At 34.0% G+C, this 19,169-nt stretch carries 17 protein-coding genes; all 17 read right to left on the bottom strand.

The window, feature by feature from the left end:
- Positions 1-4: 4 nt before the first annotated feature.
- Positions 5-967, bottom strand: coding sequence for an NAD-dependent epimerase/dehydratase family protein (locus BACCELL_RS03015; RefSeq protein ID WP_007210055.1), 963 nt, complete (start codon positions 965-967; stop codon positions 5-7).
- 9 nt (positions 968-976) lie between these two features.
- Entirely contained in the window at positions 977-2,083 is a 1,107-nt protein-coding gene (locus tag BACCELL_RS03010) for a glycosyltransferase (protein WP_007210054.1), read from the bottom strand.
- 17 nt (positions 2,084-2,100) lie between these two features.
- Positions 2,101-2,574: a D-glycero-alpha-D-manno-heptose-1,7-bisphosphate 7-phosphatase gene (locus BACCELL_RS03005; protein WP_007210053.1), complete on the bottom strand. Its 474-nt coding sequence runs from the start codon at positions 2,572-2,574 to the stop codon at positions 2,101-2,103.
- A 9-nt stretch (positions 2,575-2,583) separates the two neighbouring features.
- Positions 2,584-3,285, bottom strand: a complete 702-nt coding sequence (locus BACCELL_RS03000; protein WP_007210052.1) for a nucleotidyltransferase family protein — start codon at positions 3,283-3,285, stop codon at positions 2,584-2,586.
- Between the two features lie 156 nt (positions 3,286-3,441).
- On the bottom strand, positions 3,442-4,146 hold the full coding sequence (locus BACCELL_RS02995) for an acyltransferase (protein WP_007210051.1): 705 nt from the start codon (positions 4,144-4,146) through the stop codon (positions 3,442-3,444).
- Complete coding sequence (locus BACCELL_RS02990) at positions 4,143-4,733, bottom strand: D-sedoheptulose-7-phosphate isomerase (protein WP_007210050.1); 591 nt, start codon at positions 4,731-4,733, stop codon at positions 4,143-4,145. Before BACCELL_RS02990 ends, BACCELL_RS02995 begins: the two co-directional genes overlap by 4 nt.
- Positions 4,734-4,748: 15 nt before the next feature.
- Positions 4,749-5,789, bottom strand: coding sequence for a GHMP family kinase ATP-binding protein (locus tag BACCELL_RS02985; RefSeq protein ID WP_007210049.1), 1,041 nt, complete (start codon positions 5,787-5,789; stop codon positions 4,749-4,751).
- Positions 5,773-6,720: a glycosyltransferase family 2 protein gene (locus BACCELL_RS02980; protein WP_007210048.1), complete on the bottom strand. Its 948-nt coding sequence runs from the start codon at positions 6,718-6,720 to the stop codon at positions 5,773-5,775. The genes BACCELL_RS02985 and BACCELL_RS02980 overlap by 17 nt, the downstream gene beginning before the upstream one ends.
- A gap of 29 nt (positions 6,721-6,749) precedes the next feature.
- Positions 6,750-7,964: a glycosyltransferase family 4 protein gene (locus tag BACCELL_RS02975; protein WP_007210047.1), complete on the bottom strand. Its 1,215-nt coding sequence runs from the start codon at positions 7,962-7,964 to the stop codon at positions 6,750-6,752.
- A gap of 51 nt (positions 7,965-8,015) precedes the next feature.
- Positions 8,016-9,218 carry an EpsG family protein gene (locus BACCELL_RS02970; protein WP_007210046.1) on the bottom strand — a complete coding sequence of 401 codons (1,203 nt, stop codon included), beginning with the start codon at positions 9,216-9,218 and terminating at the stop codon, positions 8,016-8,018.
- A gap of 13 nt (positions 9,219-9,231) precedes the next feature.
- On the bottom strand, positions 9,232-11,604 hold the full coding sequence (locus BACCELL_RS25675; protein WP_007210045.1) for a Coenzyme F420 hydrogenase/dehydrogenase, beta subunit C-terminal domain: 2,373 nt from the start codon (positions 11,602-11,604) through the stop codon (positions 9,232-9,234).
- 2 nt (positions 11,605-11,606) lie between these two features.
- Complete coding sequence (locus tag BACCELL_RS02960) at positions 11,607-13,142, bottom strand: MATE family efflux transporter (protein WP_007210044.1); 1,536 nt, start codon at positions 13,140-13,142, stop codon at positions 11,607-11,609.
- Between the two features lie 554 nt (positions 13,143-13,696).
- Positions 13,697-16,153 (bottom strand): GumC family protein, encoded by a 2,457-nt coding sequence (locus BACCELL_RS02955; protein WP_007210043.1) that lies wholly within the window; start codon positions 16,151-16,153, stop codon positions 13,697-13,699.
- Between the two features lie 50 nt (positions 16,154-16,203).
- A complete protein-coding gene (locus BACCELL_RS02950) occupies positions 16,204-17,001 on the bottom strand; it encodes a polysaccharide biosynthesis/export family protein (protein ID WP_007210042.1) in 798 nt (265 codons plus the stop codon).
- 51 nt (positions 17,002-17,052) lie between these two features.
- A complete protein-coding gene (locus BACCELL_RS02945) occupies positions 17,053-17,484 on the bottom strand; it encodes a BT0820 family HAD-type phosphatase (protein WP_007210041.1) in 432 nt (143 codons plus the stop codon).
- Positions 17,485-17,791: 307 nt separating this feature from the next.
- Positions 17,792-18,277 carry a UpxZ family transcription anti-terminator antagonist gene (locus BACCELL_RS02940; RefSeq protein WP_007210040.1) on the bottom strand — a complete coding sequence of 162 codons (486 nt, stop codon included), beginning with the start codon at positions 18,275-18,277 and terminating at the stop codon, positions 17,792-17,794.
- A gap of 18 nt (positions 18,278-18,295) precedes the next feature.
- The gene (locus BACCELL_RS02935) at positions 18,296-18,829 is read right to left on the bottom strand and encodes a UpxY family transcription antiterminator (protein ID WP_044153298.1); all 534 of its coding nucleotides are present in this window, start codon (positions 18,827-18,829) and stop codon (positions 18,296-18,298) included.
- Positions 18,830-19,169 lie beyond the last annotated feature (340 nt).

The raw sequence follows: 19,169 nt of genomic DNA, 5'->3' as shown, positions 1-19,169 counted from the left end.
TATTCTATTTTTGCGAGTTAATCCACTCTATAGTTTTTTTATTACCTTCTTGGCGGCTTGTAGGTAATTCAGGAGCAATTTTCCGAATCGGTTCCAGATTATGTACATTATCTGTAGTCATATTTTTTAGGCGAAAACTAGTCATTGGAAATGCTATTCCAAATAACTTCAGAACATCACCTAACCAACCTGCCAATACAAATAAAAAGTAGGGAATTCTTGGTATCTTAATACCTATACAAGTAGCTATTTCATTTGCCCACTCTGTGATATCATAACTCTCATAGTCACCTAAATAAAACACTTTACGCATTACCTTTTCTTCTGGTGCTTTTAATATAGACAAAATCTGATATATTGCATTATCAATATAGCCATACGTTTTTTCACATGCCCGTTTACCCATATGAAAATACATACGATTTAGTACAATACGAAAGAACTTATCATAAGGTTCTCCAAACCATGGTCCCCAAATAGACGTAGGACGTATAATAGACCAAGTATATTTAGGATTCTTCTCTTTAATACGTTTTTCAGTTTCCACTTTACTTTCACCATAAAGTGTATGCGGAGCATAATCTTCAAAGCTCTTCGGCATATAACCAGGAATACATACATACATAGAAGAAGCAAATATAACCCGCTTCAAATTTGGAATTAACTCCAATACATCAAGCAAATTGGATACTCCCAACATATTTGTATCGTAATCTTTTAACTCTTTTCCTCGTAAGTCCGTGCGAGCTGCTAAATGAATAACATATTCTGGTGAAAAATCGATCACAATCTTCTTAAGTGCATCCTTATCACATAAATCAACTTGTTTCCAAATAGACTGATGTTCAGTTATTTTAGGCATTTCTCTATCCAGATTTAAAAGACAGTATGTATTCTTTATTAGAAGATAAGCTATCAGATTGGTACCTATAAAGCCACTGCCGCCTGTTATTAAAATCTTTTCCATAAACAGCAATTACAGATTATTATTCAAAAAATTAGGAATCGTTTCCGACTGATAACCATTCAAAAACTTTTTTTTCATTTCAACTCTATCAGCAAGCGAAATATTCACTTCTTTCATTGTCTTTAAAAAGACATCCGGAGTATTAGAGGCAATCATAAACGACTTATAATCAGAGCTTATTCCTTCAAATGCTATATCTGTACCTATTACTGGTACTCCGCAAGCCAAGGCTTCAACCACTTTCACTTTTATCCCAGCCCCTGTAAATAACGGCGATAAAACCGCTTTACAGTTAGCTATTCTTGGATATGGATTATCCACAAAACCTAATATGTTTACTTTAACCTTATGGTTTTTATTCTCAATCCGTTCTTTAGGGAACTCTTTTCCTATAATCGAAATTTCAACAGTTTCTGTGATATGAGGAACCACAGTTTTAAAAAACCACAATACACCATCTAAATTATCCGCACGGCTCCATTTTCCTATAAAAATAAATTCATTAGTAATGCAAGTGGGAATAGCTGAAACAACCTTCTCGTCAATATAATCAAGGCATAAATTTGCATCTTTATGATACAAGTCAGATATAAGATTACAATCTTTTTGACTGAAGGAAAATATGTGTGCATTCTTTACATTTAAACAATAGCTTTCAGATTTAGCACATAAAAATTTAACAAATGAATTTGAGGTTCTACCTACACGCTGAGCTATAATATCATGAGAAAGGAGAATCTTAGGAATAGATTTTTCAAGAAACTTCGCATAAAGAAACATCTGACTGTGATCACAAATAATTGCTGAATAATTATCTTCTTTAATTCGTTTTTTTACCCATTTAAAAATGCTCCAATTAAATCTAACTGAAAACATGGGATGAATAAATGGGAATAGAAGTACATTCAAAAATTTGACCAAAACAGAATTTTTACAAACTCGAAGAACTCGTACATTTTTGTGTGTTGGAATGTAAGATTCATCTATATCATACTTGAAATATACTAAATCAACTAGATAAAAACGTCCTAAATCATCTAACATAATTTTCGTATTTTTCTCGGCAGCAGCAGCTTCATTCGGAACAAAAGCTGTTAGAAATAATATTTTCTTCATCCTCAATATTATTGTATTTATTGCACTACCTTCACTCCATCGATTCCACAATTACGAGCAAACATCATATCAGTATCACTATCTCCTATCATAAGGCAGTTCTCCTTCTTTATATTTGGATAATCTTTCAAAATTTGTAGAAACATTCCAATACCAGGTTTACGATTAATGTCTGCTTCTGTTAAGGCCGTACAATAATATATCTTATCCACCCTTCCGCCTTGTCGCTCAATTTCTTCCACCATCCGGTCATGAATATTGCTTAGATCTTCATCAGTCATTACCCCCTTACCTATTCCACGTTGATTAGTAACAATGATAATGTACCTAAATTGCATATTCCATTTCACTAATGCTTCAAATACACCAGGTAAGAATTCAAATTCTTCCCAACATTTCACATAGTCACCTGGGCGCAGTTTATTGATCACACCATCTCTATCCAAAAGTAATGTATCATACCCCGAAACGTCAATATCCAATAAATTCATAACTCATAATTAAAATAGTGAAAGAAGTTCTTTATTTGCCGTTGCATAGTCTTCTGGTATTCCTATATCAATAAAATAATCATCAAAATCAAAACCATAAATATTGCGATTTTGCACTCCAAGCTCCAACACTTCTTTCTCAAATGAGAACTTAGCAGGTAAAACCTCATAATCAGACTTATGCTTATTAATAAGATAAACACCTCCATTAATCAAGCCTGCCTTACAATATTGCTTTTCGTGAAAAGCCTTTATTACACAATTTTCATCTACTTCTACCGCACCATAACGGTCAAATACTGCCATCGGCTTCAGTGCCAATGATACAGCAGCCGAATGCGAATGATGTTCTTCATAAAAAACATTCAAATCCACATTAAAATAAGTGTCTCCATTCAAAACCAATACATCATCAGCCAATGTCTTTGATAAAGCAAGTTTTATCCCCCCACCTGTACCCAGTGGTTCTTCCTCCACCGCATAATCAAAACCAAAAGAGAAGTCATCTCTCACTTCATCAATCCATTTGTAAATCACTTCACGCAAATAACCTACGGACAACACAACTTTTGAAACATCGTACCGAGCAAGATATTTCAACAAATACCAAAGAAAGGGCTTACCCGCGACAGGAGCCATGCACTTTGGCACTTCACTCACGACAGAACGCAGGCGGGTTCCTAGACCGCCTGCTAATATGATTATTTCCATTATTATGTTTTTTGCTAATTCCTATATATTCAAATAGAACGTTTTACTATTCACACGTTATTATATGCTACCATCCTCACTCTTTAACATCATTCTTCAAAAGATATAATTATCATGTTTAAATTTCGATCATAAATATTTATATATATATTTTCATTAAATAATCATATCATCCTTATCGTCGTTATAATCTCGATAAACATTCTCTCTTAAAATTTTTATAGGAGAACCGCCATACAAACAAAAAGATTTCCATTCTATGTTTCTAGGAACAATTGTTCCAAGGCCACATATTATTCTCTCAGGAGTTTGCACCCCGGGCAATATGATGCAATTAGTACCAAACCAATTATAATCTCCAATTTTAATATTAGCCCCGCAACGACCTTTCTCATTTGTAATAGAATTCTTTAAAGGATGCATATTGGTGTCTAAAACAAAAGAGTTCCAACCAAGTCTTGCGCTTTGTCCAAATTCAATAGTTCGTGAAGCTATTATTTTCAACCCAGCTGTATTTAAAAAATCATCTCCAAAAATCAATGTAGCATGAGCATTTATACTAAGAGCTGACCCTGCTCCAATACAACAAGCCCCCTTAAAAACAACTGTTCCACCATGATTTTGCCAAACAAATCCAGTATTAGGAAAAATACACACTCCCCAATAACCGAATGATATCATCCCCATTCTAATATTATCACACTCAATTCTAATATTACCTTTCATATCCACAAATTTAATATTATGAACAAAAATTGGTAATTTACAAGCTTGTCTATATGGCAAATATTTAAAATTAAAATATATAGTACAAATTAAATCCTTAATTTTAGCGAATATGTGAACAGGCATCAGAGTCATGGTTTTAAATTACCAAATATATTTTCTTCTACAATACAACAGATAATATGCCCTACCAAAGTCTGGCACTCTTGAATACGTGGTGTTTCATGACTAGGCATTTTTATTACGATATCAAATTCATCCATTTTGCATGGGTTAGCACCAGTCAATGCTATAGTAACAATTCCAATTTCTCTACATACAGGCAATGCTTTTACTATATTTTCAGAATTACCAGAAGTAGAAATACCTATGAAAACATCTCCTTTCACCCCTTGAGCCTGTACTTGACGAGCAAATAATTTATCATAACCATAATCATTACCAATAGCAGTAAGAATAGAAGTATCTGTTGTCAATGCTATGGAAGGAATACCCGGACGGTCAAAACAAAATTTACTAACAAACTCCCCCGCAAAATGCTGAGCATCAGCAGCACTACCACCATTACCAGCCAATAGAGTTTTATTTCCTCTTTTATAAGCATCTGTACATATTTCCGCTGCCTTTGAAATTTGTACCATGGCATTTTCATCTTTCAGCAATTCTTCTTTTACTAAAGCAGAATTTGCAATTTGCCTTCTAATAATTTTTATTGTATCCATAATTTCATCTTTGTTTTACACTTTATCTGTTGGATATATTTTCCATCCATGTGCTCCGCCATCGCTAAATTGAAAGGGCATTACAAAGCCATCTAACTTAGCCAACGCATTAATCACATCCTTTTTTTTCGTAGGTTCAACAACAAACATAATAAAGCCTCCACCTCCAGCACCAGACACCTTACCAGCAATAGCTCCTGCTGATATAGCAACATCGAAAGCTTTTTGAATCGTAGAGTTAGTAATAGCATTTGCCATTCTTTTCTTGTTTTCCCATCCTTCACCAAGAATACGAGCAAACTCATGCATATCTCCTTTTAATAATGCTAATTTCATATCAATTGCACTTTGCTTTATTTTATGCATAGCAACTATAGCAACAGAATTTCCTAACGATGTATTCTTCTTTTGCTCATCAATAATAGCAGCACTACTACGAGATGCTCCAGTAAAGTAAAGTACTATTGAGGCCTCTAATTCATCTATAATCCATCGCTTTATTTTCAACGGGTTCACTATTACGATATCATCTTTTTTAAATTCCATATAGTTAAATCCTCCAAAAGCCGCAGCATATTGGTCCTGTTTACCACCAGACAAACCTAAATCTTTACGTTCTATCTCATAAGCCAAACGTGATGTTTCATAATCACCCAAAGGCAAACTCAACCACTCAATAAATGCTTTCAAAATACATACAACCATTGTAGAAGACGTTCCTAATCCAGAACCCGCTGGAGCATCATTATAAGTTACTATTTTAAAGCTCTTAGGTTCTAATTGAAAATCTTTAATAATACGATTATAAACTCCTTTAATAAGACTAGCCTCCCCATCAATATTCAAATATTTAGCAGAAGGGTAACTCTTAAAACAATGAGAATCATAACTATTAATAGTTATAAACCCATTATTTATCTCTTCAATCGTACAATATGCATACAAATTTATTGTTGCATTTAATATTAGTCCCCCATAAAGATCACTATAAGGAGAAACATCACTACCACCACCAGCCAGCCCAAGGCGGAGAGGAGCCTTACTTCGAATTATCATATATATTTACTTTAATTAATTTTAAGAATGAAATGACAGGATAAGTATGTTTCAAACAATAATACAATAGCTGAGTGATAACATTTCTATCCCTTGCTTTAATAATAATTTTAGCCACTTGTTCTTGATCAAGTATAAGCGAGTAATAAAATAATAATCGAAAAAAAATGTACCGATTAAATCTAGCAATTCTAGTTCTTCCAAAAAAAGCATTGACCCATGATAAAAAATCAACATCAATATTAAATTTTTGAAAAACGATATCATTTCGATGATTCGGAGTAATATTTTTCTGACTTTGCCTCCAATACACATAATCACCTTGAATTGTCTTTATGCCATTCCGCCCCATTTTTATCCAAGTTGCAATATCACTTCCCCAAGCTAAATCAAAAACCTCAAAACCATCTACTTTTGCATAAATACTCCTTGAAAAAATATATTCAACAACAAAACTATCCAATTGAGCAGATGCTTTTTTCCGATAAAAATGTTCATTAGATAAGACTATTGGATAACTACGAGGAGTCCTTACCTGTTTATTTTTATCATCTACAATTCTTACATCGAAATGATATACTTCATAATAAGATTGAGCACATTCTATTTCTTTAAAAAATAATTCAACGCACTTTCTCCCTAATACATCATCATCTGAAAAGAGCCAAATCCATCGTTCTCCTTGTGACAAGTCTATGCATCTTTTCCATTGGGCGACCAAGTTTTTACCACCTATATTTTCTGAAAATCTATAATATACAATATCTATTTTATCTTTATATTCCTCAATCAATTTTCTGAAATCATCAGAACTACAATCATCACCAATGTAAACCGTAAAATTTTTACACGTTTGATTTACAAAGGAATCTAATGTATACCTAAAATAATCACTTTTATAGGCAGGAATAATAATAGCTAAGTCTGACATAAATTATTTAAGTTTGAACCAAATCAATATTACTTATAAAGTTCTTCATATATACACAATCGTCGTTGTGAAGATGTTTCCGAAGAGTATTTATCCAATAATTTTTTATGAGCATTCTCCGCTAACATTTGCTGTAAATCTACATTTTTAGTTAGTTCTAAAATGCTTTTTGCAAATTCCCTAGGATCATCTGCAACAATACATTCTTCTCCTGACTTAAAATCTAATCCTTCTACTCCAATCTTTGTCGTAACAAAAGGCGTATAACAGTTTACCGATTCAAATATTTTCATTCTAATACCACTACCTATTAAAATTGGCACCACCATAATAGTGCCTGTAATCGCATCACACAAACGAGGTACAAAACCCAAAAAATTAACGTTGCTATACTTACGTTGAATATTTTTTTTAGCTTGCTTTGTCCACCGGCCTATAATATTAAGCTTCATATCACCATTTTCTTCTAAAATAAGAGGCCATACTTCCTTTAAAAACCAACAAATACCATTCAGATTTGGATAATGTACAGAACCTCCAATAAACGTAAGGTTATTTTCCGTACATGCCTTAAATGAAGCTCCTTTATGTAATGGAATAAAAGAAGGAGATGAATAAATAGGAGTCCTAACCCCATCATTTACAAGTATTTCTTTATCAGCTTCAGTCATTGTAACTATAAAATCATATTGATTCATCGCAGATATTTCATCCTGCTTTATTTTATTAAAAAGATACTGTAATTCAGAAGATACAAAATCACGGGTTTGAATATTACGCTTTTTATTAATATATTGTATTTCATGCTGAACAAATATTCTTTTTACATGTTGAGGAAGAGTATATACCAAATAAAGTAACTCAACATACTCATTTTGCACAACATCTATTTTTTCTTTTAATATAACATCATTTACAAAATTAATATAAGTTTCTTCATAAACAGGAGTTGCCAAATAAGGTTGTTTCAATATTTTTTTTGTAAGTAATCGATGTAGCCTAAACAAAAAAAACTGTGAGAAGACATTGCCTTTATGATGATAATATTCAAATGGATATATCTTTATATTCAACAAACGTTCTTGAAGTTCCATCTGATACTTCAACTGATTTACAGACTCAACAGGATATATTAAAACAATATCTAATTTATATTGAAGTTGTTCCAACATATTAAAAGACCCTTGTTTTCCTCCATCATTTAAAGGATAAGGCATCCAAGGCAAAACGACAAGTAATTTCATAAATAATTACGCTATATATATATATTATAATCGCTACACAGTAATTCAATACTACTTCCCGATCATTGGTTGATTATTAGCAGGAATATAATTACGACCATGGGCATCCCAAATAAACAACATATAGTTGTCTTTTTTCCTTGCATTAAGTCCACTTATTGACGGCCAAAATCCTCCAATAATAGCCAACAAACATGCTATATAAACATATTTTCGAACCTTTATTTTCCTTCTGACAACTTCATACCACAGTAGCCCATTAACAATACAACTCAATATAATAAAATTACTATTAATGCGATCTAAAAGTTCAACTAAAGTAAACACAGTAAAAGTCAAACATCCAAAAACATACACATTATAAATAAATATACCACTCTTGTACTTTTTAAGAACTCTGTTTCCCCACAGAATACCTGGCAGATAACAGAATATAACGCGTATATTATTTGAAAAGCTTCTTAACATACCAGTTCCACCAGCATTATAACCAAAATTTCCCGATACTATATCTTCAGCTTGATTAGCATAAAAATCAAACCGGTCGTATCCAATAAGTTGATTTGCTGCCGTCAACCAATCTGACAAGAAAGACAACATCCCCACAGATGAAATAAATGTAAAGACAACGAAAATTATGCCAGCGATAAAAGGAGGAATAATTTCTTTCTTATCTAACGGCTTTATAAGAAAAAATAATGGAAACATGACCCAGAAACCTGAATGTACATTACAAGATAGCAAGAAAAAGATTAATGGTTTCCACCATTGTTTATTATTAATCAATAGTGATAATCCTATAAAATAGAAGCTAAAGGCTAAATACCAACGTATAAGATTATCACATTGCCTTAATTCATAAAACATAAACAAAAAAATAAAAGGAAGAGCCTTCCTATAATCTTTAAAAAAATACATTAATGAATAAATAAGAAATGTAGATGTTGCCAATATAAATCCCCAATACTCTACTTTCCAAGCATTAAGTATATTACAGATATGAAAAAAAACTAATTCATATCCATTTTCATTACGCCCATTTGATAAAGAAGTAAAAATATGATAATAACCATTATAATCTTGATCACGCCCAAATCTCAATCCATGTACAAAAGCAAACAACAAAATAGGTATTAAAGCTCTTTTCCAATAGCTCCTATCAGAACTTGCGTTAGAAATCCATACTGCTGACCAAAGCATAAAAACCAAGAATAATGCATTTATAACAATATAGATTATGCGTATATCACTCATAACAATTATTTATTTAATAATTATACTGGGCCAACTTTAAAACATTTTGTAAATGATTATACATAAAGAAAGTATAACGAGGAAGAGCTTTCATAAATTCTGTCACATGCTCCAACTCATTTTTCACATTTTCATAATTAATAAGTGAAATCATAGGATCTATACCAAACATTTTTTGCAAACCCTCAAACTTATTGAAATAGCAAACACCAAACATTGGTTTTTGAAGAGTATAGCCGGATATACCAAAATGCATCCGTCCGGTTACTGTAAATTCCGCAACTTCAATATATTTTTTAAGCTCAACGCCATTTTTAACAGAATCTATAAAAAATCCATTGACTTGAAAATAATTATAAATCATATAGCTTAATTGCTTATCATTTATACCCAATGCATATTTCCTTAAATCATGATACAAGAAAGCAATACAACAATTTTCTTCTTCAAATTTCCGCAACAAAAGAATCTGCGTCTCTACATATTGCTTTAAACCCATAATTTCGGCCTGTATTGTATTTGGGCAATATGCAATAATTCTTTTAGATTGTGCTTTAGTTTTTTCTACCCATCTAAGGAATTCCATGTCATAAGAAGTCATCGATTTTCCGCATAGAAAAGCAATATCTGCGGTTTGCTGCAAATACTCCACATCTACATATTTTCTCATCCGATTATAGGAATCAAGATCGCGCACCTTTATTTTCATATATTTCGAAACTTTCCGTATCTGATGCTTGAAATAGTCAGATGGTTCTTTACGAATACTGAAACCTGTTATATGAGCCTCAACTCCCATATTATGTGCCATCTGCAAAGCAGCAAATCGCAAACGGTTGTTTGTATAAATGCCATCCATAATGTCAGCTCCAATCACATAAAGATCTGAGTAACGTTTAATTTCATTAAGCATTGACAAACAAGGGAAATACCCTATTAGTCCTAATTTACAAACGACATTTTTCCTTTCTGTTATATAGTCATAAGGTTCAATTTTATTTTCTAATATTGTCACAGGAAAATGACAACCTTTTAGAAAGCCCGCCACCATAATATCTTCTCCGAATCCTCCCGAAAGACTGTCAGCAGGTATTAACAATATATGTTTACCATTACACCTACATCGAAATAAATGGCTCAAAATAATAGCCAGATTTAGATCAAACAATGCTATAATATCACTAACAATTCTCTTTATATTCTTTAGTAGAATAATAGTATATGGATAAGATTTTAGTATTTTCCTAATTCTTGATTTTAGTGACAACTTGTCCGAGTATTCTTTCAAAATAGAAAGAATCGATTCTCCTTTTTTATATTTATTAAAAAAAATAGTTCTGTAAGGACTAGGATCACATGATGTAACTAGAGCTTTATTATTTTCAATAATATCCTGTAGTTTACACCTATATGATTCTAGTGGAACTATTTCAAATAATTTCTGTCCATGAGTTGTATTAACAATTAAAGCACTTACCCCTTTATCATCATCCAATAATGGATATATATTCTCAATGCCCCAAAAGTCTGAAATAGTCAAATCACTACCAGAAGACAACGATTTAAAACTACATTGATGGCATGAAGGTCGCAAAAATAAATTTTGCACAAATGGTTTTCCCCAAGAGGAGTAATTAAACTCGCTACGTTCCTCATTATCAACAACATTACCATCTAAATTATAATTGAGTACGAAACTATATTTTCTCCATCCTGTTTCTATTTTTTCACGAAACTGAATACTCTGAATTTTACATTTTCCGAATTTTCTATATTCTTTTTGCTTAGCTTCAACGAAAGTTCTCCAAACCCCAGGACTAGGAACACCATGACAAACGATATCAATAGTATAAAGATTATCAAATCTTTTATTCAAAAACTTGTAGAGACCTGCCACCTGACAAGGAGTACCTACAAAAAGAACTTTACGCCCTTCTTTCAAGAACTCTTGTGCTATTTTATAACTACGACCTATTTTACTCTGTACGTATTTACTTTTCATGAAAGCTAGAAGCTGATCAAAATTATCCGTCCAATCATGTACAAGCTCAAAATTTTCAGTAAATCGAGCTCCGAACACTATACCATTTTGACGAATAATTTCTTTAGCGAAAGCAATGAACAATCCTCCAGACGAACTTTGCATGCGCTCACTTTCTATTGGATTCCTTACAGCAAATGAAACCAGCGCATCCATCTCTGACCGTTTTTTATTAAATATAGGACAAACTTTTTGACATAATTCACAATTTACACAAACACTTTCATCTACAGACGGATAAAGAAACCCCTCATCATCCTCAACAAGTTGAATACATTTCAAAGGACATTTCTGTTCACAAGCACCACATCCACAACAAAGATATTTAGCCTCTATTTTTATCATTGTTAATATTTAAAAATCTTTTCTTTGAATTGAAGTAATTTACAAGCAACAAATTCTCGTTCTACCGAATTAAGACCTACGAAATAAGTCGATAATATTGTCATCAATACACATACAACACAAATTAGGAATAAAGCCCCAAAATTATCGGATAGGTAATAATTGATCAATAGAGGCAGAGGCACAGACAATAATACAACATAAAACATACGGAGCAAGACCTCTCGGGAATAGTTACTCAAAGATAGCTTGATCATTGGTTTTACAATAAACAAACGTACAACAAATGCACATATACAAATACAGAGATGAACAAAAAAAACGGAAATAGGATCCCCACCTGATTTTAAGACTAAATACGATAAAGGAACAATTGAAAGCAAAATTCCACCTACTATGGATTGATACCGACGCACTCTGCCTGTAGCAGCTGCTGAAATCATCAATGGGTTAGCCATACAATCAAGTATCGTAACACAAAGCATCAAGCGTAAGAATGATACAGTATAGTCAGGAACCGTTTTAAGCCAAAAATGTAGAATCATGGGTGTTTTAATCATCACAGGTAATGACAAAAAGAATAATAGAAGAAATGTATACTTACTACTACGGAATATCAAACTATGCATATACTGCATATCATTAACAGCATAAGACTTCGTAATCTGCGGATTTAATGCCATTTGAAAATTAGCTGAAAACATTTGTATTGCATTCTGTACCTGTACTGCAATTGCACGAGCAGCATTTATTACCGGGCCAAAGAACATATTAAGCAAAATATTCAATCCTTGCGTTGAAAGAATTCCAGCGATATTACCACATAAGTTCCATCCCGCAAAAGCAAGCATCTCTTGAAATAGAGATTTATCGAATATGAAGCGATATTTAGTCTCCTTGAAATGGTGATTGCAATAATTGCTATAAACGATACGAGTCAGTAACTGAATAATAAAAAGAAGTATTGCATAAATTATTAATCTATCCCATACAGTAATTGCCAATAAATATACTATTAACAATTTTGATATAACTTCAAACACAGAAATATAAGCGAATGCTGACATTTTCTCATGCGCAATAATAGCCGCGTTATAAGGTACACTTACAACCAGCATCATCGTCGACAAAATAGACATTTGATAAACCCACATAGCAGCTTGCATTCTAGATTCAGGGATTACCATTTTGTTGTATAGAAACCATAATCCAATAGTTTCTCCTAGTATAAAAATGCAAATAGCTATAAATACATGAATATTGATACTTGTACAAAATATACGCTGCAATCTTTCAAAATCTCCGTTTTCAAGCTCAAATGTTAAGTATCGCTGTGTAACACTAGACATAGCCGAGTTCAAGAATCCAAACATGGCAACGACTCCACCTACAACATTATATATACCATAATCTTCTACACCTAGCGTAGCAAGTACAATACGAGATGTATATAATGCAACTCCCATTGTAAAGAGCATACGAAAATAGAGAAGTAATGTATTTTTCGCAATACGTTTATTATTATATGATATATCCATATTTATCAATATAAATTTCTTATTCCCCTTCCTATCATATAATCTATATAATATTACTAAACATCAGGAAAACAGATTATGTTATAAACAGAAAGAAAGACAAGGAAAATGTACCATTCAACCCAAAAGCAAATCGACAATAAAGAACACTACAAGTATATCAAACCACGCTTACATAAATATTAGTTACCACTCCATAAATACTATTCATCTTATAAATAAAAAAAGATATATGTAGAATTAGCAATCCCAAAGAAGCTAGCTATATTACATAAAGAATCAGTTACCACATAGTATAGCGGCCTAATATTCATTAACAAACACATTCGCAACATTAGTAAATTGCAGAATTAACGATTTGCAGACAAGAACACAACTTAGAAGAGCAATTTGTTAATTAACAACGATATATTATTAAAATCATATCGAAAACATTTCTAACAAGTAATAGAAACATTCTGTATAAATACAGTTCACATACTACTTCCACTCACATATCATCATACACAACATTCAAGAAACAAAAAAGTCCATTTTATCTCTTAAACGTTAAGCTATTTCTTCTTAGCATCTGTTTCGTATCCATAGCCATAACCATAGCCATAGCCATATTTTTTACCGTAGCCATAGCCGTATTTCTTGCCATAACCATAGCCATAACTATTCTTACGCTTGCTCATATCAATACTATTGATAACAGTAGCAAGCTTTGAAAATTTCTTCTCATCACGGAGTGTATTAATATAACCAAAAGCAGCCTTTGGAGTTACATCAGCTCGACAAACGTAAACACATAAATCAGCAACACGACCAATAATGGCAGTATCCGTTACCAAACCAATAGGAGCAGTATCCAAAATGACATAGTCATAACACTCTTTTAACTGTTCAATAGCTTTGTCAAGAGCATCACTCGCCACCAGTTCCGTTGGATTAGGAGGAATAAGTCCCCCCGGAAGAATATCCAAATTACGACTGATATCACTATGTTGAATCAATTCAAGCAAGTTTGTATGCTTAGGATCACTCAGATAATTAGTGATACCTTCCGCACGACGGGACATATTAAAGACTTTATTCAGACCGGGTTTACGAATATCCATACCAACAATAATTACTTTTTTACCCATATAGGCAAGACTGACTGCGGTATTACCAGCAATAAACGACTTACCTTCACCTGGCTGGCTGGAACTGAAAAGGATAACTTTCTCATCACTTCTCAGCATGAAAAGCATGTTAGTACGAAGAGCACGGAAGGTTTCTTCCATCATGTCATTCCTATTCTCATGGACTACAATGGCTCCTTCTTCTGGTTTGGCTCCTAAAGGAATTTCCCCCAAAACTGTAACATCAGTAATTCTTTCAACATCTTCACGATTTTCGATCTTATATTTCAACAAATCATTTAGAAAAATAATCCCCACAGGAATACCTAAACCCAATATTAAAGCAGCCAACATAAAGATCTTTTTTCGAGGTGATACAGGATATTTACTGGGTAACGGTTCTTCAATGATACGCCCGTTGTTAGCGGTAGCAGCAAGGGTAATAGCATTCTCCTCACGCTTCTGCAAAAGCATGATATAAAGAGTTGCCTTAATTTCTTGTTGGCGGGAGATGGTCATAAACTCTTTCTCTTGTAAAGGAGCATTACTAATGCGACCTTCAAATTTACGAGCCTGACGATCAATATCATCGCGAGTTATCTGAAGACCTCGCAAAACACTATTAACAGTAGTCTGAACATTATGACGCATGGCCTCAATCCCTGTGTTCATATTAATCACAGCAGGATTATTCTCTGAAGACGTACGAAGTAAACGTTTGCGCTCAATCAACATTGTGTTATATTGTTCAATGATTGATGCTAGATTTGCATCCTGCAACCCTACATTAGCTGGAATTACCTCATCAATATTCTTGGGATTATTGATGTAATCACGTAGGTAAGTCACTAAACTAGTTTGAGTAGCATTTTCAGTACGTTGTTGTTCGTATTTGGAATTTTCCTGTAAAGCAAGCTGGGCATCGCTCGTCAAATCAGTCAAACCCGAACGTTGTTTGAAATCAGCAAGTTCACTTTCAGTTGTTCCCAACTCACGATTAATGATACCAATACGTTCCTCAATGAATTCTGCACTTTTCTGAGCTACTTCATTCTTTTCATCATTAGTGTCCTGATTATAGAAAGCTATAAGTCGATTGATAAAATCAATTCCACGCTGCTTAACAGTACTTTGCAGACTCATTAGGGCTATTGTAGTGGTCTTAGAAGCAGGTTCTACGCTCAGGCTTTCTGCATAATTCTCTGCTATAACTGTAGGACTACCAACATAAGCAGCCAAATAGACATCTTCTTCTATAGACTGAATAGTATCATTCACAATAAATTCATTCACTGTAAAACTAAGTACTCCCACAGGAGTAGGAAGGACAGCAGGAAGTTTATCAAAACGATGTTCAAAGTCTTGCTCCACTTCATCAAGAGTATACTCTCCTTTAACAGATAATTCACCATCCTTAGTATAAGTCATTCGCAACTTAATACCCGCTTCTAGTTTTTCAGCCTCTTCCGGAGTCATGTAGACATTGACAGGGGAACTCTTATATAAAGGAGTATTATAACCGAAAGTACGTTCCTCGGAAATATTAATATAAAGTCCCAAATCATTCACGACTTTCTTTATCAAAGTACGAGATTTCAGAATTTCAACCTCATTATCAAAATTGTTAGTCATGGAAAACATACCTAAGTCTTGCATAGCAGCAAGAGGATTATTGACCGAATTACCGCCCCTCTTATCATTCTCTTTAATCAGTACAGAAGAACTCACATTATAAACAGGAGCTTGATAACGAAGATAAATATAGCAGCCTACTAAACAGATCAACACACTGGCTACAAACCAGGGCCAATAGACAAAGTATTTAAAGAAGATGGCATACAGATTGATAGATTCGTCACTCTTTGATTGATCACTATCTAAATTTTGGTTGTCTCGCAACATGGGAATATTTACAATTTAACAATTTACGATTGAAATAACAATAAGGTTGATTACCGGACGATATTAACTATCAGACTGGCAATGGATACCAATATGGAAGTAGCACTGAACCAAAGGGTAGTACTACTACCAATATCTGAATTCTTGGCTTTCGTCTTATTAGGAGTGACATACAGGATATCGTTCTGACGCAAGTAATAATAGGGTGAAAGCACCAAATCGGCATTATTCAGATTCAAAGTGATTATCTCACGTTTTCCTGTGGCATCCTCGCGAATTAGCTTCACATTATCACGAATACCATAAACAGTCATATCACCGGCCATAGCAAGGGCTTCCAGAATATTTACCTTTTCATTACCAACAGTAAACGTTCCCGGACGAGCAACTTCACCCAAAACTGATATCTTGTAATTAGCCATACGTACGGTCACAATCGGACTCTCTTTCAAATAAGGTTGCAACTTCTCCCGAATAAGGTCTTCAGCCTGATTCTTAGTCAAACCACCAACTTGAAGACGCCCAATGACAGGAAAATCTATTTCACCCTTATTATTCACAAGATATTGCTGCAAAGTGGGCTGCGTAGTAGTATTGATATTGGTCAAGGCAGCATTCAACGGTGTCTGTACTGTCAAATTGAATGGAGCAGCAGCCTGAGGGTCAGTAGTATTCACGGTGATACTCAGCAAATCTTTCGGCATGATTTCAGCATCATAAAGAGGAAGAGAATTACTGCCACTATTCACAACTTCAGGGTTCTGCATGTAAGGAACACTCTTATAAGAAGTACAGCCTGCCAGTGCCAAAGGAATAGCCAATACTAAGAGAAATTTTCTGATTTTCATATTTGTTACTTGTTTTTTTAGCAAGAATAATGATGTTATAAAAATAAGTCTCTATTTCCCGAATAAGCGTGCAAAGAAACTTTTCGGTTTTTCCGGTTCAGAACCATACTCATATTTGCGTATGAGATCTTCATAGGTAAGTTTACGGTTAATCATCTCGTAGATCATTCCCCAGTCGGGAAGACCGCCAAGATTACGATCGTCAATAAATACATCCGCTTTCAACTTGCGGGAAAAATGGTTATTCAAGTTCTTCTCCTCTTCCGGATAGTCACGGTTGACGGCATAAAACTCAAGACCACGCTCACGACAAAAAGCAACCGCCTCGTCCAAAAGCTTACCCTCACGGACACTCCAGAGGATAAGCTTATGGCGTTCGGAACTCAGTTTTTTTAGGGTATCGATGGCGAAAGGAATCTCACGACCGATAGAGGGATAACGATGCTCGACTATGGTACCATCAAAATCTACTGCTATAACCAAAATAAAACAGATTGTGTTAAATTAAATATCAAAGTATACTTGACAACAAGTCAGAAAAGTAAAAGGAAAAGCATATAAATCAGCCCGAACATCATCAAAAGCCAAAAAAGAAACAGAATTCTCATGCCATTCTTCTTACTCATTCGCATACACTTGTTCATCATTATTATATATCATCCGCTGACAAAAGTTCTGACAGCAAGCCTATATTGCAATAGAAACCGGGGACGGGAACGCCTGAGGTGATTTATTGATTTATATTTATGCGTAGAGTCCAGACGCTCCAAACAAAATCCCCGGTTATTTTTTACTCATCGACATATTCCCATGGATAGGGATTCTCTTCTATATTACGAAGTTCTTCAACAGCCTCAATCTGTTCGGATGTAAGAGAAGCCTGCCCCCATCCATCCACAATCTTACGGGCAGACTGCAACAAAGCTTCTTCATAAGTCTCACCATAACAATAGGTCAACAGCCTGACTTTGAGCAAGGAGTCCGGAAGCCGTTCCAAAACATCATAAGCACGTACAAGAATCTCTTGCTTTTTCTGCTCCTTATCACCATAATTGTATATAGTGGCATTGTAACCCATCAAAAGAGCCAGACACAAGTTGGCCTCTTCTTCAATATCGGAACTTTTTGCAGCAAAAAGAGAATCGGATTTTAAGAGAACATCTTTATTCTGACGGCAAAAGTCATCAGAATAAAGAGGCTCACCATCCATGCCGAGATACATTAAAGTATGGGCGGCATGCTGAAGCTCAACAGCACGAGAAAGTAAAGAATTCATTTTATAATTGAGATGATATTATTTTATAAACTTTAGATAGGATTTGGGCACTTTGACGCTTGCGACCAAAACGCCCTTGATACGGATAACCACATAAGTTTTATTAGCTTCCGTAGCAACCTCACCTTCAATTCCACTGAAATCCCCCTTGACAACTTTCACTTTATCTCCAATAGCAAAAGGTTCGTTATCAAAGTTAACCCCATCAGGATTCAAATCCATCACAAACATGAAGTCTTCCATCTGCTTATCAGGAACAACCAACATGGAATGAGTAAATAGATCCTTCATGTAGAAAAGCTGGACATTATAAACATTGGATATGTCGCAAGCTGTTTGTTTAGTAGCACAGATGAAGATTAAATTTCGAATAACAGGAACCTCACTACGTTTACGGCGATACTTCAGCTGTGATATCACAATTCGCGTGGGAAGATAATAGTCAAGATCCAGCTTCTCTTCGGACTTAAGCTTATCTAAGGATTTTCGGACAGCAAACTCTTGCTTATCACGAGTGCGGGCAGCAAACCAATGTTTTTGATTTTCAATCACTTGCAAAAAGAGAATCGAGGATTTTACTATAGTTTCGGGTGCGCTTCGCGGTTTGAACGAGACATATTCTCTTTCAAACCGTAGCAAATAGATATTTCAACTTAATGCGTTATAAACGAAGATATTAAATTCAAAAAAGCGTTTTTTAATCGTTCGTTTAATGGGCAACATTATCATGCCTTTAAAATAAAGTTTGAAGGTATAAAAATGAAAGGATATTAAATATATATATCATTAGTATTATCGTATTGATTATTAGTAATATAAGTAACAAAATTCGAAATAATAGAAATATTTTTATTAAACATCTTGCACGTTCAAAAAATACCCCTTATCTTTG

The sequence above is a fragment of the Bacteroides cellulosilyticus DSM 14838 genome, from assembly GCF_000158035.1.
GTDB classification, from domain to species: Bacteria; Bacteroidota; Bacteroidia; order Bacteroidales; family Bacteroidaceae; genus Bacteroides; species Bacteroides cellulosilyticus.
The sequence above is the reverse complement of the archived record's forward strand: the minus strand, read 5'-3'. Positions and strand labels throughout refer to the sequence as shown.